The 22191-nt window shown below is 68.0% G+C and carries 20 protein-coding genes; 14 read left to right on the top strand and 6 right to left on the bottom strand.

What is annotated here, in order from left to right; genetic code table 11:
• Window positions 1–16: 16 nt before the first annotated feature.
• The 8 genes from ACTIEF_RS08780 (at window position 17) to lpxC (ending at window position 11874) form a co-directional block, all read left to right on the top strand.
• Complete coding sequence (locus ACTIEF_RS08780; protein WP_439471753.1) at window positions 17–1609, top strand: MASE1 domain-containing protein; 1593 nt, start codon at window positions 17–19, stop codon at window positions 1607–1609.
• Between the two features lie 104 nt (window positions 1610–1713).
• Window positions 1714–2652, top strand: a complete 939-nt coding sequence (locus ACTIEF_RS08785; RefSeq protein ID WP_439471754.1) for a D-alanine--D-alanine ligase — start codon at window positions 1714–1716, stop codon at window positions 2650–2652.
• Complete coding sequence (locus tag ACTIEF_RS08790; RefSeq protein ID WP_439471755.1) at window positions 2640–3533, top strand: cell division protein FtsQ/DivIB; 894 nt, start codon at window positions 2640–2642, stop codon at window positions 3531–3533. Before ACTIEF_RS08785 ends, ACTIEF_RS08790 begins: the two co-directional genes overlap by 13 nt.
• An 11-nt stretch (window positions 3534–3544) precedes the next feature.
• Entirely contained in the window at window positions 3545–4870 is a 1326-nt protein-coding gene (ftsA, locus tag ACTIEF_RS08795; RefSeq protein WP_439471756.1) for a cell division protein FtsA, read from the top strand.
• 247 nt (window positions 4871–5117) lie between these two features.
• Window positions 5118–8588, top strand: coding sequence for a TonB-dependent receptor domain-containing protein (locus ACTIEF_RS08800; protein ID WP_439471757.1), 3471 nt, complete (start codon window positions 5118–5120; stop codon window positions 8586–8588).
• A 249-nt stretch (window positions 8589–8837) separates the two neighbouring features.
• Complete coding sequence (ftsZ, locus tag ACTIEF_RS08805; protein ID WP_439471758.1) at window positions 8838–10418, top strand: cell division protein FtsZ; 1581 nt, start codon at window positions 8838–8840, stop codon at window positions 10416–10418.
• A gap of 119 nt (window positions 10419–10537) precedes the next feature.
• Window positions 10538–10831, top strand: coding sequence for a hypothetical protein (locus ACTIEF_RS08810; protein ID WP_439471759.1), 294 nt, complete (start codon window positions 10538–10540; stop codon window positions 10829–10831).
• 143 nt (window positions 10832–10974) lie between these two features.
• Window positions 10975–11874, top strand: coding sequence for a UDP-3-O-acyl-N-acetylglucosamine deacetylase (gene lpxC, locus ACTIEF_RS08815; RefSeq protein ID WP_439471760.1), 900 nt, complete (start codon window positions 10975–10977; stop codon window positions 11872–11874).
• Between the two features lie 147 nt (window positions 11875–12021).
• On the opposite strand, the gene pgeF is transcribed toward lpxC, so the two are convergent.
• From pgeF to lgt, 3 genes are read right to left on the bottom strand one after another with little or no spacing between them, the layout of a single operon-like run.
• Window positions 12022–12792, bottom strand: coding sequence for a peptidoglycan editing factor PgeF (pgeF, locus tag ACTIEF_RS08820; protein WP_439471761.1), 771 nt, complete (start codon window positions 12790–12792; stop codon window positions 12022–12024).
• 2 nt (window positions 12793–12794) lie between these two features.
• On the bottom strand, window positions 12795–13868 hold the full coding sequence (locus ACTIEF_RS08825) for a class I SAM-dependent methyltransferase (protein WP_439471762.1): 1074 nt from the start codon (window positions 13866–13868) through the stop codon (window positions 12795–12797).
• 4 nt (window positions 13869–13872) lie between these two features.
• Window positions 13873–14751 carry a prolipoprotein diacylglyceryl transferase gene (lgt, locus tag ACTIEF_RS08830; protein ID WP_439471763.1) on the bottom strand — a complete coding sequence of 293 codons (879 nt, stop codon included), beginning with the start codon at window positions 14749–14751 and terminating at the stop codon, window positions 13873–13875.
• Between the two features lie 181 nt (window positions 14752–14932).
• Here lgt and ACTIEF_RS08835 point away from each other — a divergent pair, with 181 nt between their 5' ends.
• From ACTIEF_RS08835 to ACTIEF_RS08845, 3 genes are all read left to right on the top strand, one after another.
• Window positions 14933–15208, top strand: coding sequence for an accessory factor UbiK family protein (locus tag ACTIEF_RS08835; protein ID WP_439471764.1), 276 nt, complete (start codon window positions 14933–14935; stop codon window positions 15206–15208).
• A gap of 64 nt (window positions 15209–15272) precedes the next feature.
• Window positions 15273–15776, top strand: coding sequence for a YbjN domain-containing protein (locus ACTIEF_RS08840; RefSeq protein WP_439471765.1), 504 nt, complete (start codon window positions 15273–15275; stop codon window positions 15774–15776).
• 4 nt (window positions 15777–15780) lie between these two features.
• Window positions 15781–16581, top strand: a complete 801-nt coding sequence (locus ACTIEF_RS08845) for a pyrroline-5-carboxylate reductase family protein (protein WP_439471766.1) — start codon at window positions 15781–15783, stop codon at window positions 16579–16581.
• On the opposite strand, the gene ACTIEF_RS08850 is transcribed toward ACTIEF_RS08845, so the two are convergent.
• The 3 genes from ACTIEF_RS08850 to ACTIEF_RS08860 form a co-directional block, all read right to left on the bottom strand.
• Window positions 16578–17066 carry a hypothetical protein gene (locus tag ACTIEF_RS08850; protein WP_439471767.1) on the bottom strand — a complete coding sequence of 163 codons (489 nt, stop codon included), beginning with the start codon at window positions 17064–17066 and terminating at the stop codon, window positions 16578–16580. The two genes, ACTIEF_RS08845 and ACTIEF_RS08850, sit on opposite strands and share 4 nt — an antisense overlap.
• Window positions 17067–17142: 76 nt before the next feature.
• Entirely contained in the window at window positions 17143–18486 is a 1344-nt protein-coding gene (locus ACTIEF_RS08855) for an ATP-binding protein (protein WP_439471768.1), read from the bottom strand.
• 7 nt (window positions 18487–18493) lie between these two features.
• The gene (locus tag ACTIEF_RS08860; RefSeq protein ID WP_439471769.1) at window positions 18494–19225 is read right to left on the bottom strand and encodes a response regulator; all 732 of its coding nucleotides are present in this window, start codon (window positions 19223–19225) and stop codon (window positions 18494–18496) included.
• An 88-nt stretch (window positions 19226–19313) separates the two neighbouring features.
• Between ACTIEF_RS08860 and ACTIEF_RS08865 the strand changes: the two genes are divergently transcribed.
• The 3 genes from ACTIEF_RS08865 to ACTIEF_RS08875 all read left to right on the top strand — a co-directional run bounded on the left by ACTIEF_RS08865 (window position 19314) and on the right by ACTIEF_RS08875 (window position 22191).
• Window positions 19314–20192: a branched-chain amino acid aminotransferase gene (locus ACTIEF_RS08865; protein ID WP_439471770.1), complete on the top strand. Its 879-nt coding sequence runs from the start codon at window positions 19314–19316 to the stop codon at window positions 20190–20192.
• A 95-nt stretch (window positions 20193–20287) separates the two neighbouring features.
• Window positions 20288–21553: a NupC/NupG family nucleoside CNT transporter gene (locus ACTIEF_RS08870; RefSeq protein ID WP_439471771.1), complete on the top strand. Its 1266-nt coding sequence runs from the start codon at window positions 20288–20290 to the stop codon at window positions 21551–21553.
• Between the two features lie 17 nt (window positions 21554–21570).
• Window positions 21571–22191 carry a glutathione S-transferase family protein gene (locus tag ACTIEF_RS08875; protein ID WP_439471772.1) on the top strand — a complete coding sequence of 207 codons (621 nt, stop codon included), beginning with the start codon at window positions 21571–21573 and terminating at the stop codon, window positions 22189–22191.

Below are 22191 nucleotides of genomic sequence, written 5' to 3' on the forward strand. Positions count from 1 at the left end.
GAGGCAGAGCTTGGGCATGTTGCCGAATCGACCGTCGTTCTCCCGCCTGCTGTCGCTCGCCGGCCTGTTCGCCGTCGTCTGGGTCTCGACGTTGGTGTCGGACCGCTATCTGCTGGGTGAAGCGGGGCTGACGTCCTTCTGGCCGGTCAACGCCCTGATCCTGGTCTTCGTGCTGCGCGCCTGTTCGACGCCGCAGCAGGCCCGCACGGCGCTGGTCGTCGGCATGGTGGCCATGGCGGCGGTCAATTTCGCCATCGGGCGCTCGCCGCTGATGGCCGTGGTCTTCCCCGTCGCCAACACCATCGAGATCATGGTCGCGGCCTGGTTCATGCGCCGGACGCCCCTGCCGCTGACGGGCCTGAAGGACCTCGGTCAGTTCCTGCTGGGCGCGGTGGTCGCGGGGCCGCTGGCCTGCACCCTGATCGCCGCCTTCGTCTTGGCCGTGGCCTACAATCTCGGCGGGCCGGAGCTGGTGAAGCAGGGCGGCATGTGGCTGACCGCCGACATGATGGGCATGGCCATCGTGGCGCCTTTCGCCCTGTCGCTGGGGTCAGTACGGCGCGGTGGCTGGCTGCGCGCCCTGCTGGCCCCGACCGCCATCGGCCTGTTGTGCTTCGCCCTCAGCTGGCAGACGCAGTTGCCGGTGGTCATCCTGGCCTTCCCGCTGACGGTGCTGGCGGTGCTTTACGACCGGGACCGGGGCGGCGCCCTGAGCATCGGCGCGGTGGCGGTGGCGATCATCGGCGCGGGCCTGATTGATCAGGGTCCCATCGCCCGGATGCACAGCACCGGGGTCGATCCGGTGATGGCCATGCCGATCTATTTCGGGGCGCTGGTGCTGACGGTCCATCCGGTCGCGGCCCTGATGCGTCAGCTGGACCGGCTGGCCGATGAGCTGGATCGCCGCCGCGTCGCCGCAGAGGATGTCAGCGCCGCCAAGTCCGAGCTGATCGGCCGGGTGGGGGAGGAGCTGCGCTCGCCCCTGACCGGCGTGGTGACCGTCGCCGAGATGCTGCGCAGTGGTCGTCTGGGCGACCTGAATGCCCGCCAGCGCGACCTGTTGGCCCGGATCGCCGAGAGCGGGGCCGAGATCGAACAGATGAGCCGCGAGATGGTGGCCCTGGGCGACGGGGCGCTCGATTTGGCCGCGCGGACCGCTGGCGTGTCGGAGACGATCAAGGCGGCGACCCAGGCTGTCCGGTTCCGCGCCCGCCGGGCCAGGGTCGGGCTGGAGGTGCTGGCGGGCGACCCGACATGGCGCGCCGCCATTGATCCCGAGCGGATGAAGCGGCTGGTGATCGACGCCCTGACCAGTGCGCTGGACGCCTCCACCGAGGGCGGCGTGGTCCGGCTGGTCGCGGGGCTGGATGATCAGGGTCGTCTGCGGCTGGTGGTCGAGGACGCGGGCGTCTCCGACTATCAGGCGCGGCAGTTGCAGTTCGTCGAGGCCATCCGTCTCGGGCCGGCGGAGAACGGCGTCGCCTTCGATCGGGTCGAGCTGCGCCGGATCGGCGGCGACATCAATTTCGGCCCCGGGCCGCTTGGCGGCGGCCAGGTGGCCCTGCTGCTGCCCCGCGCGCCCGACGGCGACCATCGCGCCGCGGCCTGAACCTCACGGCCTGTTCATCGACGGGATTTCGGACCTCCGGCAGGTTTGGTTGAGGGTCTGTTAAGGACGTCCGGGTCATGCCGTTGGGCATCCCGGAGTCCCCCATGTCCCGCCCCTTTTTCGACCTCCACGTCGCTGTCCTTCTGGGCGGGCTGTCGTCCGAGCGGGAGGTGTCGCTCAGTTCCGGCAAAGGTTGCGCCGACGCCCTTGAAGGTCAGGTGGCCAGGGTCAGCCGCGTCGATGCGGGCCGTGATCTGGCCCAGGTGCTGACCGAGCTGAAACCGGACGTGGTTCTGAACTGCCTGCACGGCGAGTGGGGCGAGGACGGCTGCGTCCAGGGCATTCTGGAGACCCTGCAGATCCCCTACACCCACTCGGGCCTGCTGGCCTCGGCTCTGACCATGGACAAGGACAAGACCAAGTCTGTCCTGCGCGCCGCGGGCGTGGTGGTGCCGGGCGGCGGCCTGTTCGACCGGCATGAGGTGGCCAGCCGCCACGTCATCCCGCCCCCCTATGTGATCAAGCCGAACGCCGAGGGGTCGTCCGTCGGGGTCTATCTGGTGCCGGAAGGCGCCAACGGTCCGCAGACCGAGGTCGGCGCGCCCGACTGGACCTACGGCGAAGAGGTGATGGTCGAGCCCTACATCCGGGGCAAGGAGCTGTGCGTCACCGTGTTGGGCGAGGCCGCGGGGCCGCGCGCCCTGACCGTGACCGACATCACCCCGGTGAAGGGCTTCTATGACTACGAGGCCAAATACGCGCCCGGCGGCTCGGTCCACAAGCTGCCCGCGGACCTGCCGCCCGCCGTGTTCGAGCGGGCGCTGCGCGAGGCCGAGCTGGCCCACAAGGCGCTTGGTTGCCGAGGCGTTAGCCGATCCGACTTCCGTTATGACGATGTTAAGGACGATCTGGTCCTCTTGGAGGTCAACACCCAGCCCGGCATGACGCCGACCTCCCTCGTTCCCGAGCAGGCCGCCTATTGCGGGATGGAATACAAAGACCTTGTCCGGTGGATGGTGGAGGACGCCTCATGCCCGCGGTAGTTCGCGGCGGTCGGCGACAGAGTTCAGGCCCGACCGCAAAACGCGGCGCGGCGCCCCGGAACGGAGGGCGCGGTCGCGCGCCCCGCAATGCGCCCGCGATCCCGGGAAAGGTGGCGGCCATCGGCCGTCTGGATCTTTCGCCCCGCGCGGTGGTGATCTCGATCGCGGCGGGCGTGGTCCTGCTGGGCGGCGTGCTGGCCACGGGCGCCCGCGCCGAGCGCATCGGCGCCTCGATCAGCCGCGGCCTGGACGGCATGGTGATCGGCATGGGGCTGAAGCTGGACCGGGTCTACATCGAGGGTGAAAGCCCCGAGGCGAGCGCCGCCATCCAGCGCGCCGTGAACCTTCAGGCCGGTCAGGCCATGACCTCCATCGATCTGGACGCCGTGCGTCAGCGGGTCGAGAGCGTCGGCTGGGTCAAGTCGGCCCAGGTCACGCGCCTGCTGCCCAACACCCTGGTCGTCAACGTCGTCGAGCACGACCGTCTGGCCGTCTGGCAGATGGCGGGCCGCAACCAGGTCATCGACGGCCACGGCAAGGTCATCCCCGGCGCCGACGCGGGCCGTTACCCCAACCTGCCGCTGGTGGTGGGAAAGGGCGCCGAACAGGCCGCCGCCGAAATCCTGCCGCTGGTCGCCCAGCGCCCGCGCCTGATGAGCCGTCTGGAAGCCCTGGTGCGGGTGGACGAGCGCCGATGGGACCTGCGTCTGAAGGACGGCAGCCTGATCCAGCTGCCGGCGACCAATCAGGACGCCGCCCTGATCCAGCTCGACGAGATGGACCAGCGCCGCCGTCTGCTGGAGCTGGGCTTCGCGCGCATTGATTTGAGAACGCCCGAGGAGGTCGCCGTCCGACCCTCGTCCGGCGACGGTAGAGCTTGAGAGGGCAGGGGATGGCCGGACGGTCTGTGGACAAATCGGTGGATGGTCGCGGCGCATCGGGACGCGCCCCGGTCGTGGCCGCGCTCGATCTGGGGCAATCCAAGGTCGGCTGCTTCATCATGAAGCCCGAGGGCGTGCGCCACGCGGACCGGACGATCCGGGTCGCCGGCGCGGGCCATGTCCAGTCGCGCGGCATCAAGGGCGGCGGCATCATCAGCATGGATGAGGCGGCCCAGGCCATCGGCCACGCCGTCGAGCGCGCCGAGCGCGCCGCGGGCTCGCCGGTGTCCGGCGTCGTGGTCACCACGGCCATCGGCCAGATGGCCAGCCACCGGGTGCAGTCGCGCGTCTCGCTGGGCCAGAACCCGGTCGGCGACGCCGAGCTGGCGCGCGCCATCGCCATGGCCCTGGCCCAGATCCGCCTGCCCAACCGACGCCCGATCCACGTCCTGCCCATCGCCTGGTCGGTGGACGGCGCGCGCGGCGTGCACGATCCGCGCGCCATGCGCGGCCACTCGCTGGGTCTCGACCTGCTGGTCGTCTCCATGGCCGAAAGCGCCTTCACGGCCCTGAGCCACTGCCTCGAACTGGCCCATCTGGACCTGCAGGGCGTGGTCGCCGCGCCGGTGGCCTCGTCCCTGGCGGCTCTGGAAGACGACGAGATGGATCTCGGCTGCGTCTGCATCGACATGGGCGGCGGCGCGACCTCGGCGGCGGTCTGGGGCGGGCGCAGCCTGCTGCACATCGAATCGCTGAACGTCGGCGGCGACCATGTCACCGCCGACATCGCGCGCGGCCTGTCGACCTCGCGCGCGGGCGCCGAGCGACTCAAGACCCTGCACGGCTCGGCCATGGCCTCGGCCAATGAGGACCGCGAGATGCTGGAAGCCCCGCCGCGCGGCGAGGACGCCTCCGCCGGGCCGGTCATCGTGCCGCGCGCCATGCTGAAGACCGTCATCGCGCCGCGCGTCGAGGAGACGCTGGAGCTGCTGCGCGACCGTCTGCGCAATGCGGGCGTGGGGCTGGAGCCGGGCGCCGGCCTGGTGTTGACCGGCGGCGCCAGCCAGCTGAACGGCGTCCGCGAGCTGGCGGTGCGGGTGTTCGACCGCCCGGTCCGGCTCGGCAAGCCACAACGCGCGCCTCACCTGGCCGACGCCGCCTCCGGCCCGGCCTTCTGCTCGGCCGCCGGCGTGCTGCTGCGCGCCGCCTACGGCCCCCGTGAAGCCGTCTCGGCCCGCAAGCTGATGTCGCGGCAGATCACCGCAGCAGATGCGCCGCGCGCGCATGCTGGGGGCCTCGTCGCCCGGGCTGCGGGCTGGCTCCGGGAGAACCTTTAAGGCGCCCGAAAGACGGGCGAATGCCGTGATGGCGGGCATTTCGCCTCGATCCCGCCTGCATGTGTCCGAATTTCTCGCTCAGATGGCGGGAGTGTGTCCGGATTGTAACAACTGGGGTCTTGAGTGGTCGCCGTGCCGCCACAATCTCTTGTGGCCCCGGTCTTTGCTGCTAGCGTGGCGTCAGAAGCAGTGTGCCGTTCTCATACGGTCGCTGCGTCCTGCATCATCACCGGTTGGGGCCCAACACATGCTAATCAAGCGCAAGTATCTCTTTGGCACTACGATCCTGGCAGGGGTCATGGCTGTGGCGGCTCCGGCCTTCGCCCAAAGCCAGCTCCCGGGCGTGACCGTCCAAGGTCAGTCGGCCCAGGACGCCACTGAGATCGAAGAAGTCGTCGTCACCGGCACGCGTATCCGCCGTGACCCGACCAACTCGCCGACCCCGCTGATCCAGGTCGAGCGCGAGCAACTGCTGGAAACCGGTCAAGCGACCGTCATCGACTACCTGGCCACCATCCCGGCCCTGTCGAACTCGCAGGTTCCGTCGGACACCACCGGTTCGCTGAACATCGCCGGTCTGTCGCTGGCCAACCTCCGCACCCTGGGTTCGGGTCGCACCCTGACGCTGGTCGACGGTCGCCGTCACGTGTCGTCGCAGTCGGGCACTCTGGCTGTCGATGTCGACACCATCCCGCGCCTGCTGATCGAGAACATCGAAATCGTCACCGGCGGCGCCTCGTCGGTCTACGGCGCTGACGCCGTCGCCGGCGTGCTGAACTTCGTCCTGCGCAAGGACTTCGAAGGCTTGGAAATCGACGCTCGCTACCGCGAGATCAACCAGGACGGCCAGGCGAACATGAACGTCGCTGTCCTGTGGGGTCAGAACTTCCTGGACGACCGTCTGAACGTCTACGCCTTCGCCGAACACGAAGACATCGACCGGATCCGTCCGCGCGACATTGACTGGCTGCGTGAAGCCTCGCTGCTGGTCGGCAATGACGCTGACCCGACCTCGGCCACGTCGGACGGCGTGCTGGACTCGCTCCTGTACAGCAACCTGCGCACGCTCTCGCGCATGCCCTGGGGCGTCACCGTCCTGGCGAACGCGCAGCGTCCGAGCCCGACCAGCGACCCGGATATCCCGACCGGCGCCTGCGCCGCGCGCGCTGGCTACGGCGACGGCTTCGGCAACGTCAACTTCGTCGCTCCGAGCGGCAACTGCTTCAACCTCGAGCCGGGCAAGACCTACCTCTACGACGGCACGACCCCGCGTCTGGCCAACTTCGGCGAGCGCGTCAGCCTGACGGGTCTGAACCGCACGCTGAACATCGGCGGCGACGGCATCAACCCGAACACCGAGTTCACCGGTGACACCGCCACGCCGAAGTCGGTCTCGAGCCGCTTCCAGACTGGCCTGAACTTCCGCCTGACGGACAGCATCAACCTGTTCGCTGAAGCCAAGTACGTCACGGAAGACAGCGAACTGATCACCCAGCCGGTCTTCGGCGACGTGATCATCCGCGACGGCACGGAAATCGTGACCCGCACCGGTCCGGGCGCGCCGCAGATCTTCCGCACCGTCGGCGCCAACGAAGCTCAACCGATCTTCAACAACCAGACCTTCATCACCCGTCTGGACAACGCCTTCCTGCCGGCCGCCCTGCGTACGGCCATCCAGAACAACACCTACATCCCCTACGGCAACCCGACCGCCACGGCTCCGGGCGCTCCGGGTGCGGCCGTCGCGGCTCCGTTCGCCCGTCACCGCTTCTTCTCGAACGACCGCAAGCAGTTCAACACCCGCGAACTGCAACGCTTCGTCGTCGGCGGTAACGGCGACCTGGGCGATTTCGCCTTCATCCGCGACCTGGCGTGGGACATGTCCTACACCTACGGCAAGATGGAGAACGAAAACCGCGAAGAGGGTATCGACATCCTCCGCTTCGGTCTGGCCCAGGACGCGGTGGTTGACACCACCGGCGCCGCCGGCGCTGTCGGCGCCATCGTCTGCCGCGCCAAGCTGCTGAAGGCTCAGGGCCTGGCCGTCACGGACTACCGTCCGTCGGCTCAGAACCTGACCACCCTCGGCTACGACCGCGACCTGCGCACGACCGATCCGACCTCGATCGACAACTGTACGCCGCTGAACGTCTTCGGCCCGGGCAACCAGTCGCAGGCCGCCCTCGACTACGTCTACGCCGACATCACCGTTCGTGAGCAGAACATCCAGCAGAACGCCGTCTTCTCGCTGGCCGGCCGTCTGTGGGACGTCCTGGGCGCTGGTGAAATGGGCGTCGCCGTCGGTGGTGAATGGCGCAAGGAAGAAGCCGAAGGCATCGGCCGTGACGCCGACACCCGCGGTCGCTGGCTGTTCCTGAACACCGGTGCTGACATGGCCCCCGTGTCGTACGAGTCCAAGGAGTTCTTCGCCGAAGTCTCGCTGCCGCTGTTCCGCGACAGCTGGCTGGGTGAGTACGCCGAACTGTCGGCCTCGTACCGCTATGCCGACTACGATCTGTACGGCAACGCGGACGTCTACGGCGTGAACCTGGTCTACCGTCCGATCCCGGACATCACCTTCAAGACCAGCTACAACACCTCGTTCCGCGCCCCGACCCTGTTCGAAGGCTTCCGCGGCACCGCGCAGACCTTCGCCAACGGTTACGCCGATCCGTGCGACTCGCGCGCCATTTCGCAAGACACGGATACGGCCCGTCGTGCCCGTCGTCTGGAAAACTGTACCGCCCTGTCGGTTCAGCGCGGGACGACCCAGGTCAACGCGCAAGGCCAGGTCATCAGCGGCCTGACCTTCGACTACGCCTACGACGATCAGACCGTTCCGAATGGCCCGGTCCAGCGCTACCGTCCGGCCGATCTGGCCCAGTACGGCAGCGGTTCGATCGCGGGCTTCAACGCTGGTAACGCCAACCTGAAGCCGGAAACCTCGGACAGCTTCACCTTCACGGTGGGCCTGCAGCCGCGCTTCATTCCGAACTTCGCCCTGGTGCTCGACTACTACGAGATCACCATCGACGACGTCATCGCTTCGGTTTCGGCCCAAACGGCCTCGAACCTCTGCGTCTACGGTCCGGAAACCGGCGCCAACTCGCTGAACCAACAGTTCTGCGACAGCGTCACGCGCAGCGGCTCGAGCTTCCTGGTCACCTCGTTCGTCCAGCAGTCGTTCAACTACGCCAAGCGCACCACCCGCGGTCTGGACTTCAACGCCAGCTACAGCTTCGACTCGGAGCAGCTGTTCGGCGTGAACTTCGGTACGTTCAACTACTCGCTGCGCGGTTCGTGGCTCATCGAGCAGAAGAACTTCAACAACATCAGCAACCCGAACGACTTCACGGAATCGGCGAGCACGGTGTTCTACCCGCGCGTTCGTATGACCTCGCAACTGGCCTGGGCTCCGACCGACGCCCTGACCGTGACCTGGGCTGTGGACTGGCAGTCGTCGCAGGACATCACCTTCCTGCGTGACTTCGTCCGCAACCCGGACTCCTCGGCTTACGAGTACCTGACGACCGGCAACTTCGCCCGTCACGACATCGGCGTCCGCTATGCGGTCCGCGATGACCTGACCCTGTCGGCCGGCGTGACCAACGTCTTCGACGCTGAACAACCGGCCTGGCTCAACGCCGGCGCCCTGGTCAGCTCGTTCGACCCGTACGGCCGTCGCTTCAACATCGGCCTGAACTACCGTCCCTGGTAAGTTCGGTCTGATCCGAAACGGAAAGGGCGGCTCGCAAGAGCCGCCCTTTTTGTTTGGAAAGGGGTCAAAACAGGCGGTTTTCTGCCGCCAAGGTTAATGAAACCCGTGGCTGGCGCTCCGACTCAGCCTATCCGGTAACACTCCCTTAAGCAGTTCGGGCGCTTCCTTAACGCGCTCATAACCAATGCGATTCGGCGGGGATCTCGCATTGGGACTGGTAGGGCAGGGTCGGAATTAGGGTCGGAAAAAATGTCTCTCTCGCTGGTGCGTCCGCAAGCTACGGAACTGAAGCCCCGCATCGTCGTGTTCGGTGTCGGCGGCGCCGGCGGCAACGCCGTCAACAACATGATCGACGCCGGTCTGGAGGGCGTTGAGTTCGTGGTCGCCAACACGGATGCGCAGCATCTGTCGTTCGCCAAGACCGACCGCCGCATTCAACTGGGCGAAACCATCACCCAGGGCCTGGGCGCGGGCGCCCACCCTGAGGTCGGCATGAACGCGGCTGAAGAGTCGGCCGAGGAAATCTTCGGGCACCTGGACGGCGCCCACATGGTCTTCATCACCTGCGGCATGGGTGGCGGCACCGGCACCGGCGCGGCCCCCGTCATCGCCAAATGCGCCCGTGATCGCGGGATCCTGACCGTCGGCGTCGTGACCAAGCCCTTCACCTTCGAAGGCCGTCACCGCATGCGCCTGGCCGAGGCCGGCATCGCCGAGCTGCAGCGCTACGTCGACACCCTGATCGTCATTCCGAACCAGAACCTGTTCCGCGTCGCCAACGAGCGTACGACCTTCGCCGACGCCTTCGGGATGGCCGACCAGGTCCTGCACTCGGGTGTGCGCTCGATCACCGACCTGATGATCCTGCCGGGCCTGATCAACCTCGACTTCGCCGACGTCCGCGCCGTGATGAGCGAGATGGGCAAGGCGATGATGGGCACCGGCGAAGCCACCGGCGACGACCGCGCCCTGCTGGCCGCCCAGAACGCCATCGCGAACCCGCTGCTGGACGAGACCTCGCTGAAGGGCGCCAAGGCCGTGCTGGTGAACATCACCGGCGGCATGGACATGACCCTGCTGGAAGTCGATGAGGCCGCCAACGCCATCGCCGGTGAAGTGGACGCCGACGCCAACATCATCTTCGGCGCCGCCTTCGACCCGGCCCTGGATGGCAAGATCCGCGTCTCGGTCGTGGCCACCGGCATGGAAGACAGCGGCGCGGCCGCCAAGGCTCCGCCGGCCAGCACCTCGGCCTTCGACCGCCGCCCGGCCGCCCCGGCCTTCGCCCCGCGCGCCTCGGAGCCGGTGCGTTCGGAGCCCGTGCGCGCCGCCGAGCCGGTCCGCGCCCGCGCCGAGGAAGCCCCCATCGTTCCCAGCTTTCAGCCCGCCCAGCCGTCGCTGGGGTCTGTAACGCGTACGCCTGAACCCGCCCCCGAGCCGATCATCCACGTCGCTGAAGAGCGCACGCTGGAGCCGATCGTCGATCCGTGGGTCGAGGAGTTCGAAGCCCGTCCGCGTCCGGCCGCCGCTGAGGTCGCGCCGCAAGCCCAGGGCGACCTGTATATGGACCGCGCCGCCGCCGCCGCCGCCGAGCCGGCCCCGCGTCCGGAACCGGCCTATGACGACGGCTACGACGACCGGGATCACCGCAAGAGCGGCTGGAGCCTGTTCGGCAAGAAGCGTCAGTCGCAGCCGTCCTATCCGTCTTCGGGCAACCGCCAGACGGAAATGCGTCACACCAGCCAGACCCAGCCGACCATCGAGCCGGAGCTGGGTCAGGCTGAAGACGATCTGGAAATCCCGTCGTTCCTGCGCCGCTTGGCCAACTAACCACAGTTTCCTGTCGATGATCGAACGCCGCTCCGGTAGCCGGGGCGGCGTTCACGCGTGTGTGAGTTGAGCGCAATCGCGATCCTGGGTTGAACTGTCAGGGACCTTGGAGGGGCGAGATGAAACACATGCTGAAAATGGGTCTGGCCGTCGTTTTGGCCTCTGGCCTCAGCTTGACGGCGGGCAGCGCCGGCGCGGTCTACGATCAAGCCGGCTATCAGCGGTGTCTGCGGGCCGGGCAGAGCGAGTGTTTCAACCTGTACGGCTTCGACCCCGACAACGGCGACGCGTGGGCGCAGTGCATCGAGACGTTCAACGCCAACTGCAGGGCCTACTATGGCGTTCCGGACCCGAACGGCGACCCGTGCGAAAAGGGCGCGCCCAATCCGGAAGAATGTCCGATAATCGACTGACAATGGTCGAGGTCGGCCGGTCGGTGAAAACCGAAACAATTCGAAACTCGACTTTCCTTTCGCGCTTGCGAAGGGACCGCTAACCACGACGTGGGGCGAACTCCGCACACGGTGGCGGAGCGCAAAAGCAGAGAGTTTGAGTTTTGTCGGTCCGTAACGACCATCTCCAGAAGACGACCGTCGCGCCCGCGATCATCGCCGGCGTGGGCGTGCACACGGGCGACCGCGTGCGTCTGGCCGTGCGCCCGGCGCCGGTCGGCACGGGCATCGTCTTCGTCCGCACCGACATCACCGACCGCGACAACCGCATCCCCGTCTCGGGCGAGGCCGTGGTCGACGCCCGCCTGAACACCATGATCGAGAACGCGGCGGGCGTGCGCCTGTCGACGATCGAGCACCTGATGGCCGCCTTCGCCGCCCTGGGCGTGTCGAACGCCGTGGTCGAGGTGGACGGCCCCGAGCTGCCGATCCTGGACGGCTCGGCGCTGCAGTTCGTTCAACTGCTGGACCGCGCCGGCTTCCGCAAGCAGGAAGCTCCGGTCGAGTACATCGAAATCCTTGAGCCGATCCGGGTTCAGGAGGGCGACAAGTCGGCCGTCCTGCTGCCCTGCGACCGCTATGAGATGCGGTTCGAGATCGACTTCGCCACGCCGGTGATCGGCAATCAGGTCGTGGACTTCGTGGTCGACGAACAGACCTTCCGCGACGAGATCATGGCCGCCCGCACCTTTGGCTTCGCCCATGAGGTCGAGGCCCTGCGCAAGGCCGGTCTGGCCCGTGGCGGCTCGCTGGAGAACGCCGTGGTCATCGACGGCGACCAGATCCTGAACCCGGGTGGGCTGCGCATGGAGCGCGAGTTCGTGAAGCACAAGGCGCTGGACGCCATCGGCGACCTCTACGTGCTGGGCGCGCCCCTGCTGGGCCGCTATGAGGGCGTGAAGGCCGGTCACGCCATCAACAACCTGCTGGTCCGCGAACTGCTGGCCAACCCGCAGGCCTGGCGCGTGGTCACCCGCGTGCCGCAGATGGCGATGGCGGGCTGAACCTTCTCCCTCCCGCGAAGTGGGGAGGGATGTCGGCGCGTCAGCGACGACAGGGTGGGGGATGCTGAAGCCGCTCGTTCGTGCGGTCGCTCCCCACCCGTCCTCGCTTCGCTCGGCCACCCTCCCCAGAAGGGGAGGGAGATTTCCTCAGCCCAGACTGATCGCACTCATCAGCCGCCCGAAGTCGGGCTCGCCGCTCAGATAGGCCCGGCGGTTCGAGAAGAACCGCGCCTCATCCGCGCGCGTGTCATGGCCGGTCCACGCCGCCTGACCCACGCCCGCCTGTCCCAGACGCCACAGGACGAAGGCGGGCAGGTCGAACAGGCGCTTGTCCGGAGCCGAGCCGGGAATGAAGAAGCGCTCGCTGCCCGGGTAGTGGTGGGTGAAGCGCTCTTCGAAATCGGCGCCGACCTCATAGGACGCTTGGGCGATACAGGGGCCGACCACGGCGACGATGCGCGAGGGCTCCGCGCCCAGGGCCTGCATGGCGGCGACGGTGGAATGGATGACGCCGCCCAGCGCGCCCTTCCAGCCCGCATGGGCGGCGCCGACGACGCCGGCGTGGGCGTCCGCCAGCAGGACCGGGGCGCAGTCGGCGGTCAGGACGCCGCAGATCACGCCGGACGCGGCGGTGGCGACGGCGTCGCCCTCGGGCCGTTCGCCCTTCCAGCCCGCCTCGGCCACGCGGCAGACGGCGGAGTGGATCTGGTAGCAGGCGGCGATGTCGTCGGGCGTCCCGCCCATGTGGGCGGCGATGCGGCGGCGGTTCTCGGCCACGGCGGCGGGGTCGTCGGTCGAGCCCAACCCGGCGTTCAGACTGTCATAGATGCCGGTCGAGACGCCGCCCTGACGGGTGAAGAACCCGTGGCGAACGCCCGCGCGCTCCAGCAGGGGATGGATGATGGGGGCCGGCGACATGGCTATTCCTCGAACCCCGGCACGACCAGGGTGTGCGGAGAGAAGATCGCGCAGGTCTTGAACAGGGTCCCCATCTGGTCGTCGTCGGTCAGGCGGGCCAGCTGGCGGTCGATGACCGGGGCGGCGTCGGGACGGCCCGCCTTCAGCCGGTCGGCGCGAGCCTCGATGCCCAGCAGGTGCAGGAACTCGCCCTGACCCAGGCAGCCGGTGACGTCGGCGCCGGCGCGCACGGCGGCTTCCTGCACGGTGGGGAAGTCGGCCCACTGGGTCAGGTCGGCTTCACCGGGCTCGGCCAGGGGATCAACCTTCTGGTGACGCTTCAGGGCCTGCAGGGTGTCGCCCGCCTCGGCGCGCGCGCGGCCGTAGTCGATCAGCAGGGCGGCGCCCGAGGCGGCCTTGACCAGGGCGGCCAGTTCGCGCCCGAAGATGGCCTGTTGGTCCGAAATCTCGACCGTCTGGCCCGGCTCGACCTCGAACTCGGGGCGTTTGAACCCGCCGGTGATGCGCACCAGGCCGAACTGCAGGCCGCCGTCGTCGGTGACCCCGACGCAGCGCTCGGCCCAGCCGTCCTCCGTCTTCACGAACTGGCGGGCAGGCAGGCAGTCCAGCACCTCATTGGCGATCAGGATCACCGGGGCGTCGGTCTCGATCTGGTCCAGCGCCGAGACCCAGCGCGGGTGGACGTCGCTGTCGGCCAGCATCCGGGCCTGGGCCTCGCGCAGGGGGGCGCTGGGCTCGATCAGGATCAGATCGACCGCCTGCAGGAAGTCGGGGGCCAGACGTGCGGCGCGCAGGGCGTCGGCCATCAGGGTGCCGTCGCCGGGGCCGACCTCGACCAGCCGCACCCGTTCGGGCGCGCCCAGCCGGTTCCACAGCTCGATGGCCCACAGGCCCAGGAGCTCGCCGAACATCTGGCTGATCATCGGGGCGGTGATGAAGTCCCCCGTGGCGCCGATGGCCGGACGCGTGGCGTAGTAGCCGCCCTGCGGATCATGCAGGCAGCGGGTCATGTAATCGGCGACCGTCATCGGCCCCGTCAGGGCGATCTCGCGCGCCAGCCGGTCCTTCAGGCTCATAACGTCAGGCCGAGACCGGCGGGCGGCTCCAGGCGCGCCAGATCAGCCAGGCGCCGACCAGCATCATAGGCGTCGACAGGATCATGCCCATGGTCAGGCCGAAGGGCAGGTGGTCCAGACCGACGTCCGGCTGACGCACCGTCTCCAGCGAGGCGCGGATCAGGCCGTAGCCCAGCAGGAACAGGCCGGTGACGTAGCCCGGCTTGCGCAGCAGGCCCGCCTTCCAGATGGCGAAGGCCAGCAGGCCCAGCAGGAAGATGCCCTCCAGGCCAGCTTCATACAGCTGGCTGGGGTGGCGGACGATGTCGCCGGGGCCCTGCCCCAGATACTCACAGGTCGCGCCGTACATCTCGCGGGCGCGCTGATTGCAGAAGTTGACGCCCCAGGGGACGGTCGTGGCCCGGCCCCAGAGCTCGCCGTTGATGAAGTTGGCCAGGCGGCCGAACATCAGGCCGAAGGGCGCGGCGGCCAGGGCGATGTCGCCGATGCTGAGGATGCGCACCTTGGAGCGCAGGGCGAAGACCACCACCGCGAGGGTGCAGCCCAGCAGGCCGCCGTGGAAGGACATGCCGCCGTCCCACAGTCGGAACAGGGCGAAATTGTCCGGCCCCATGAACAACTGGCCGTACAGATGCGGCTGGTAGAAGAGGGCGTAGCCGAGACGGCCGCCCAGGATGATTCCCAGCGTCACCCAAAGGACCAGGTCATCCAGTTGTTGGGTGGTGATCGGGGCCTTGCCCGGCGCCCACAGCCGCTCGGTCTTGATCAGCTTGGCGGCGTACCACCAGCCCAGAACGATGCCCGCTACATAGGCGAGGGCGTACCAACGGATATCCAGCGGGCCGATGCTGAACAGCACCGGGTCGAACTCGGGAAATTGCACGGGCGCTCCTGACGGCGTTTCCTCGGAGAAGTGGTTTAGCAAGCGCCACCGATCCCGTCCCCGATTTTTCCGTAACGCTGTCACAGCGCTTTCGCCGCACCTGTGACAAGGTTTCGTTCACCATATCGAGTGAACCTTCCTTAACCATGCTCGCCAGTTTGAGTCGGAGCGCCAGAGAGCCATGCAAAGCCGTAATCCCTTCCTCGATGAGTTCTCCAAACTGACCACCGGCGCCATGGGTCTGGCCCAGGCGGCGGGGGAAGAGGCCAGGACCGCCATGCGCGCCCAGGCCGACCGCTTCGTCGCCGAAATGGACCTCGTTCGGCGAGACGAGTTCGATGCGCTGAAGGCGGAAGTCACGGCTTTGCGTGAGGAAATCGCCGCCCTGAAGGCCGCGAAGACGCCTCGCAAGGGAACGTCCACAGCGTCTGTTCCCCCTCAGGACGCAGCCGGTTGAGCCGAATCTGCGAACCCGCCTACGGTTCCTTAACAGGGCGTGAGTCGCGCCCAAGGAAGACTTGATGGACGCCGTTCGGCCCGAAGAAATCGACACGCCCTACGATCCTCTGGACGTGGTCGAGCATGTGCTGGTGGCGGAAAACCTTCCGTTCGACCGCACGGATGAGGGCGATCTGGCCTTCTCGCTGGCCGGAGACTGGAAGGACTACGAGCTGTGGTTCGCCTGGCGTCCGGAAGGGGACTGCCTGCAACTCTGCTGCGCTCTGGACCTGCAGGCCTCCAAGGCCCGCCGCGGCGCCGCCTATGAACTGGTCGGCCTGATCAATCAGCGCACCTGGATGGGCCATTTCGAGGTCTGGGCCGAGGATGGCGAAATCGTCTTCCGCCACTCGCTGGCCCTGCCGCTGGGCGAGCGTCCGACCCTGGCCCAGGCCGCGTCGATGATCGACGCCGCCGTGGAAGCCGCCGACCGCTACTATCCGGCCTTCGACTTCATGATCCGGGGTTCGAAGAAGCCGCAGGAGGCGATCGACGCCTGCCTGTTCGAGACGGTCGGCACCGCCTGATCCCATGAGCTCTGATGTCTCCCGTGACGGCGTGGTCCTTGTGGGCTGCGGCCGTCTGGGCTCGGCCATGCTGGAAGGCTGGCTGGCGACCGGCGCGGTCGCCGCCGGCGACCTGATCATCCTCAGCCCGTCCGGGAAGCCCGCCGCCGAGGCGGCGCGGGCCAAGGGTGCGCGGATCAATCCGCCGCTGGAGGCCCTGCGCGAGACGCGAACGCTCGTGCTGGCGGTGAAACCGGCCATGTGGCGCACGGCGCTGGAGCCTCTGGTTCCGCACCTGAATCCCGAAGTCGTGTTGGTCTCGGTCATGGCGGGTGTCTCGTCCGAAGATATCGCGCGTGTCGCGGGTCGGCCCGTGGCGCGGGTCATGCCGACGACGGCGGTGGCGCAGGCGCGGGGCGTGGCGGCGATCTGGTCAATGGATGCACGCGCCCTGTCGATGGCGCAGGCCCTGTTCGCGCCGGTGGCCGATGTCGCGCCGCTGGACGACGAGGGGCTGATGGACGCCGCCACCGCCGTGGCCGGATCGGCGCCCGCCTTCATCTACGCCTTCGTGCAGGCGCTGGCGGACGCGGGCGTGGCGCAGGGACTGGCCCCGGACGCCGCCGCGCGGCTGGCCCGCGGCGCGCTGCGGTCGGCGGGCGCTGGACTGGAGACGGGGGACGGGCTGGACGCCCTGATCGCCCGCATCGCCTCACCGGGCGGCACGACGCGGGCGGGGCTGGACGCCATGGCCGAAGGCGGCGACCTGAACCGCGCGGCCGAGGCCGCGGTCAAGGCCGCCGTCGAGCGGGCGAAGAGCTTCTAGCGGGTGTAGCGACCGGCGGCGAGGTTCGAGGCCAGGCGGCGATAGGCCCGGTCGGCGTCCTGCCAGGTGCTGAAGCCGAAAACCTCCCCGAGATTATTCGAGAACGACTCATAGCGCACCGGCTGAACCGTCCCGTCGGCGAGGGTGACCTGGCCCTCAAAGGCCGCGCCGCCGATCGAGACGCTGTTGATCGGATCCAGTCCGGGGCGGTCGCGGCTCTGGTGACGGGTCGGACGGTTCGGCTTCAGGTCGGTCAACACCAGGTCGATCCGCGCGCCGTCCAGGGCGGCGTTGTCCGCCAATTCGCGGGACAGGACCTCAACCAGCCTGTCTGACTGCTCCTGGACCTCGGTCGGGCCGAGTTGGGACAGTTGCGCCTGCAGGCGCGGACCGAAGCTGACGTTGATCGCGGCGGGGTCCGCGGAGGCGGAACCGGCGAGGACCGCAGCCAAGGCGAACGAGGCAAGGAAGGCGAGCTTACGCATAGGTTCCTCCTGATCACTCCTGATCTGGACGAAGATGGTCCCTGCCGCGCCGCTTCGCAATGGGCGGCGGATCGGGTCAGCCGGGCAGGCGGATCAGGGCGCGCAGGCCCCCCATGTCGCTGCGTTCCAGGGTGATGTCGCCGCCGTGACCGCGCGCCACGTCTCGGGCGATGGCCAGGCCGAGGCCGACGCCCTTGCGGTTCTGGTTGCGGGACTCGTCCAGCCGCGAGAAGGGGCGGAAGGCCTCCTCGTGCATGTCGTCGGGGATGCCGGGCCCGTCGTCCTCGATGGCGATCTCCAGCCCGCCGGAGGGCAGGGCGCGGGCGCTGAGACGGACATGCTCGCCATGGGCCGCGGCGTTGCCCGCCAGGTTGCTGACGGCCCGCTTGAACGCCAGCGGCCGCAGCGAGGCGGTCAGGTCTTCCGGGGCCGAGATCTCGACCTCCGCGCCCGCCCGCCGGGCGTCCTCGCCGGCGGAGGCCAGCAGGGCGGCGATGGAGACATCCTGCGCCGCCTCTCCGGCCTCGCCCCGCGCGAAGGCCAGATACTCGTCGATCATGTGCTCCATCTCGTCCATGTCGCCGCGCATGGCGTCGGCGCGCTTGAACGGCGGGGCGAGGGCCAGTTCCAGCCGCAGCCGGGTCAGGGGCGTGCGCAGGTCGTGGCTGACCGAGGCCAGCAGGGCGGTGCGCTGGTCGATGTGACGCTGGATGCGGTCGCGCATATTCATGAAGGCCTGGGCCGCCGCCCGGACCTCGCGCGCGCCAGACGGCTTGAAGCGTTCGCGCGGCTCGCCCCGGCCGAAGGCTTCCGCCGCCTCGGCCAGCCGCTCGATGGCGCGGACCTGATTGCGGATGAACAGGATGGCCACGCCCATCAGCAGGACGGTGGCGATCAGCAGCCACAGGACGAAGATGTGGGCCTGGGTCGCCACGGCGCGTTCACGCGGGGCGATGATGCGCAGCACGCCCTGCGGCTGCTGCACCCGGATGTCGACGTAGGCGGGGTAACGGGTGGTGTCGAACCAGACCGGCTGGTCGATGCGGGCCTGAAGGGCGCGCTCGAGCGTCCGGTCGACCACGCCGATGGCGCCGCGCCGCCGGTCGCGGGGCAGCGTCTCGCCCTCCTGCAGGGCGATGGACAGGGACATTGACCGTTCGGCCCGCTCGGCGATCACCTCGAGGTTCTGCGGCGTCGGATCGTCGGCGTAGCTTTCGGACGCCCAGGCGATGTCGCCCGCCAGACCGTCAGACAGGCGGGCGGTCACCGTCTGCCAGTGCATGTCGAAGAAGGCCCATGTGACGGCCACCTGCATGACCAGCACCGGCAGGACGATGATCAGCAACGACCGACCCCACAGCGAGGTCGGAAGGCGTCGCTTCAGAAAACGCGGCCAGAGGGTTGCGGGCAGCAGCCGCATGAGGGGATCAGTCCGGAGCCAGCATGTAGCCGATGCCGCGCACCGTCTGGAGGTAGCGCGGGTTCTTGGGATCGGCCTCCAGCTTGCGGCGCAGGCGGGTGACCTGCACGTCCACGGCGCGACCGGTGATGTCAGCGGTGTCGGGCGACAGGCTCATGCGCTCGACCGGGGCGTGGGCGTGGATGGCCAGCGTCTTCAGAAGCTGGGCCTCGGCCTCGGTCAGGCGCTGGGGCTTGCCGTCCTTGAGCAGTTCCAGCCGTTCCATATCGAAGACCGCCGGTCCCAGCTTGATCTCGCGCGGGGTCAGCGGCTTGCCGCCGGTGCGGCGCAGGATGGCGTCGATCCGCAGGGCCAGTTCGCGCGGGTCGAACGGCTTGGACATGTAGTCGTCGGCGCCGCGCGACAGGCCCTCGATCCGGTCGTCCGGATCGCCCTTGGCGGTCAGCAGCAGGACGGGGGTCTTCGAGGTCTCGGCCTTGGAGCGGATCCAGGTCGTCAGGTCGAAGCCGCTTTCGCCCGGCATCATCACGTCCAGCACGATCAGGTCGAACTCGATCAGTTCGACAAGGCGCTTCGCGGCGGCCGCGTGGGCGGCGCCGGTGACCCGGTAACCCTCGCGGGTCAGGAATTCCTTGAGCAGTTCGCGGATGCGGTCATCGTCGTCAACGACCAGCAGATGGCGACCCGCGCCCGGTCCCGCGATAGGCCCTGAACGGCCATAGGAGCGAACGTCCGTCATGCGGATGCGACCTCACACGCGCAACAGGCGTTGACCTGAGCGATTCCGGCGGGTCTAACCCGGTAAGTTTCGCGGGAGACGTTCTTCAATGGCCTTCGTTCCTTTCGACGATCGTGACGGCTGGATCTGGATGGACGGGCATTTCGTGCCCTGGCGGGACGCGAAAACGCACGTTTTGACCCATGCCCTTCACTACGGCTCGTCGGTGTTCGAGGGTGAGCGTATGTATGGCGGCGAAATCTTCAAGCTGACGCCGCATTCGGAGCGTCTGAAGCGCTCCGCCAACCTTCTGGATTTCGATCTTCCGTACAGCGTGGCCGAGATTGACGCCGCCTGCAAGGAAACCTGTGAAAAGATGGGGCTTTCGGACTGTTATGTGCGTCCGGTCGCCTATCTGGGGGCGGAACAGGTCAGCGTGACGGCCAAGAACTCCAAGCCGCACGTCGCCATCGCCGTCTGGGACTGGCCCAGCTACTTCGATCCGGAGACCAAGGCGAAGGGGATTCGCCTGGACTGGGCCAAGTGGCGCCGTCCGGACCCGGCCACCGCCCCGTCGGCGGCGAAAGCCGCGGGCCTGTACATGATCTGCACCATGTCCAAGACCGCCGCCGAGAAGCGCGGCTATTCGGACGCGATGATGCTGGACTGGCGCGGCTATGTGGCCGAGGCGACGGGCGCCAACGTCTTCTTCGTGCAGGACGGCGTGCTGCACACCCCGCCGATCGACGCCATTCTGGACGGCATCACCCGTCAGACGGTGATCGAGATGGCCAAGGCCAAGGGCATCGAGGTGGTCGTGCGCCACATCCGCCCGGAGGAACTGGCCACGTTCAGCGAATGCTTCCTGACCGGCACGGCCGCCGAGGTGACCCCGGTCAGCGAGATCGGCGAGTTCCGCTTCACGCCGGGCGCGCTGAGCCTCGGGCTGATGGAAGACTACGGCAAGCTGGTTCGCGGCCAGCTCTGATCGGTCGGTCGCATCTGGCGGCGCTTGCCAGATGCGACAAGCTGTCGTTCAAGGGCTGAAGGGATCGGCGCGGTTCGCCGGTCGGGGAAGTGTTGATGTTCAGCCTGCTGAATCTGCAGAGCCTGCTGGGGCTCATTGTCATCGTGGGCGCCTGCTGGGGCCTGTCCGAGAACAAGCGGGCCTTCCCGTGGAAACTGGCCATTGGCGCGATCATCGTGCAGGCCGTGCTGGTCCTGGTGCTGTTCAACCCGGCGTCGCACGGGGTGCTGCAAGGCATCAACGGCGCGGTTGACGGTCTGGCCCAGGCGACCAGCGTCGGCACCAATTTCGTCTTCGGCTATCTGGCCGGCGGCGGCTTTCAGCAGCCCTATTCGGTGCAGGAGCCGGGCGCCCTGTTCACCTTCGCCTTCCAGGTGCTGCCCCTCATTCTGGTGATCTCGGCCCTGTCGGCCCTGCTGTGGCACTGGAAGGTGCTGAAGTGGATCACCTACGGCTTCGGCTTCCTGTTCCAGAAGACGATGGGGCTGGGCGGCGCCTCGGCCCTGGCCGTCGCGGCCAACATCTTCCTGGGCATGATCGAGAGCCCGATCGTCATCCGCGCCTATCTGGACAAGCTGACCCGGTCGGAACTGTTCCTGATGATGGTGGTCGGTCTGGCCACCGTCGCCGGTTCGACAATGGTGGCCTACGCCCTGATGCTGGCGCCGACCCTGACCAACGCCGCCGGGCACGTGCTGGTCGCCTCGATCATCTCGGCCCCGGCGGGCATTCTGCTGGCCCGCATCATCATCCCGGAGAAGCCCGGCGAGGGCGGGGCCTTCGCGGAGTATGACTCGCCCCTGAAGTACGACAGCGCCATCGACGCCATCGTGAAGGGCACCTCCGACGGCCTGATGGTGGTGCTGAACATCTCGGCGGTGCTGATCGTTTTCGTCGCGCTGGTGGCGCTGGTGAACATCATCGTCGGCACCATCTTCCCGGGGATCAGTGTCGAATGGCTGCTGAGCTGGATCTTCGCCCCGGTCGCCTGGCTGACCGGTGTTGAATGGGCTGACGCCCGTCAGGCGGGCCTGCTGCTGGGCGTCAAGCTGACCCAGACCGAGTTCAAGGCTTTCATGGATCTGGGCGCGGTCCCGGCGGGCGAGATGACCGAGCGCACCCGGATGCTGCTGACCTACGCCCTGTGCGGCTTTGCCAACATCGGCTCGGTGGGCATCACCGTGACAGGCCTGTCGGTGCTGATGCCCGAGCGTCGCGAAGAGGTTCTGGGCTTGGTCTGGAAGGCGCTGTTCGCGGGCTTCCTGGCGACATTGATGAGCGCGGCCATTGTCGGCGTCATGCCGGCCTCCATATTCGGCTGAACCGAAAGGCCGACCGCATGAAGCTGTTTACCTCGTACCGCGCTCCCAACCCGCGCCGGGTCCGCTGGGTTCTGGCCGAGAAGGGCGTCGCGGACGTCGAACTGGTCGAACTGGACATCATGGTCGGCGAGCACCGGACGCCCGAGTACCGGGCCAAGGTCGGGGTGCCGCATGTGCCTGCGCTGGAGCTGGACGACGGCACGACCATTTCGGAATCCATCGCCATCTGCCGCTATCTGGAGTCGGTATATCCCGAGCCGAACCTGTTCGGGCGGGACGCCGCGGAGCAGGCGGTGATCGAGATGTGGACCCGCCGCTGCGAGTTCTATCTGGCTAATCCGATCATGCTGAACGTGCGGCACTCGCATCCGGCGCTGGCTGCGCTGGAGGCGACCCAGCTTCCGCAGGTGGCCGAGTACAACAAACTCTCCGCCGAGAAGTTCATGCGGACGCTGGATCGCCGCCTGGCCGATCATGAGTTCATCGCCTCGGACCGCTTCACCATCGCCGATGTGGTGGCGGTGGTCGGGCTGGATTTCGCGCGGCTGATCAAATACCGCCCGCCCGAGGAGTTCGCCCATCTGGCCCGCTGGCTGGAGGCGAGCCGCGCCCGTCCGGCGGCGAAGGCGGGGGTCTGA

This window comes from Brevundimonas sp., assembly GCF_051858995.1.
Classification (GTDB): Bacteria; Pseudomonadota; Alphaproteobacteria; order Caulobacterales; family Caulobacteraceae; genus Brevundimonas.

Bases quoted from the DNA above. Each gene is read 5' to 3' on its own strand.
- ACTIEF_RS08780 (WP_439471753.1), top strand. From the start codon at position 17: ATGTTGCCGAATCGACCGTCGTTCTCCCGCCTGCTGTCGCTCGCCGGC.
- ACTIEF_RS08785 (WP_439471754.1), top strand. From the start codon at position 1,714: ATGTCCCGCCCCTTTTTCGACCTCCACGTCGCTGTCCTTCTGGGCGGG.
- ACTIEF_RS08790 (WP_439471755.1), top strand. From the start codon at position 2,640: ATGCCCGCGGTAGTTCGCGGCGGTCGGCGACAGAGTTCAGGCCCGACC.
- ftsA (WP_439471756.1), top strand. From the start codon at position 3,545: ATGGCCGGACGGTCTGTGGACAAATCGGTGGATGGTCGCGGCGCATCG.
- ACTIEF_RS08800 (WP_439471757.1), top strand. From the start codon at position 5,118: ATGCTAATCAAGCGCAAGTATCTCTTTGGCACTACGATCCTGGCAGGG.
- ftsZ (WP_439471758.1), top strand. From the start codon at position 8,838: ATGTCTCTCTCGCTGGTGCGTCCGCAAGCTACGGAACTGAAGCCCCGC.
- ACTIEF_RS08810 (WP_439471759.1), top strand. From the start codon at position 10,538: ATGAAACACATGCTGAAAATGGGTCTGGCCGTCGTTTTGGCCTCTGGC.
- pgeF (WP_439471761.1), bottom strand. From the start codon at position 12,792: ATGTCGCCGGCCCCCATCATCCATCCCCTGCTGGAGCGCGCGGGCGTT.
- ACTIEF_RS08825 (WP_439471762.1), bottom strand. From the start codon at position 13,868: ATGAGCCTGAAGGACCGGCTGGCGCGCGAGATCGCCCTGACGGGGCCG.
- ACTIEF_RS08835 (WP_439471764.1), top strand. From the start codon at position 14,933: ATGCAAAGCCGTAATCCCTTCCTCGATGAGTTCTCCAAACTGACCACC.
- ACTIEF_RS08840 (WP_439471765.1), top strand. From the start codon at position 15,273: ATGGACGCCGTTCGGCCCGAAGAAATCGACACGCCCTACGATCCTCTG.
- ACTIEF_RS08845 (WP_439471766.1), top strand. From the start codon at position 15,781: ATGAGCTCTGATGTCTCCCGTGACGGCGTGGTCCTTGTGGGCTGCGGC.
- ACTIEF_RS08850 (WP_439471767.1), bottom strand. From the start codon at position 17,066: ATGCGTAAGCTCGCCTTCCTTGCCTCGTTCGCCTTGGCTGCGGTCCTC.
- ACTIEF_RS08855 (WP_439471768.1), bottom strand. From the start codon at position 18,486: ATGCGGCTGCTGCCCGCAACCCTCTGGCCGCGTTTTCTGAAGCGACGC.
- ACTIEF_RS08860 (WP_439471769.1), bottom strand. From the start codon at position 19,225: ATGACGGACGTTCGCTCCTATGGCCGTTCAGGGCCTATCGCGGGACCG.
- ACTIEF_RS08865 (WP_439471770.1), top strand. From the start codon at position 19,314: ATGGCCTTCGTTCCTTTCGACGATCGTGACGGCTGGATCTGGATGGAC.
- ACTIEF_RS08870 (WP_439471771.1), top strand. From the start codon at position 20,288: ATGTTCAGCCTGCTGAATCTGCAGAGCCTGCTGGGGCTCATTGTCATC.
- ACTIEF_RS08875 (WP_439471772.1), top strand. From the start codon at position 21,571: ATGAAGCTGTTTACCTCGTACCGCGCTCCCAACCCGCGCCGGGTCCGC.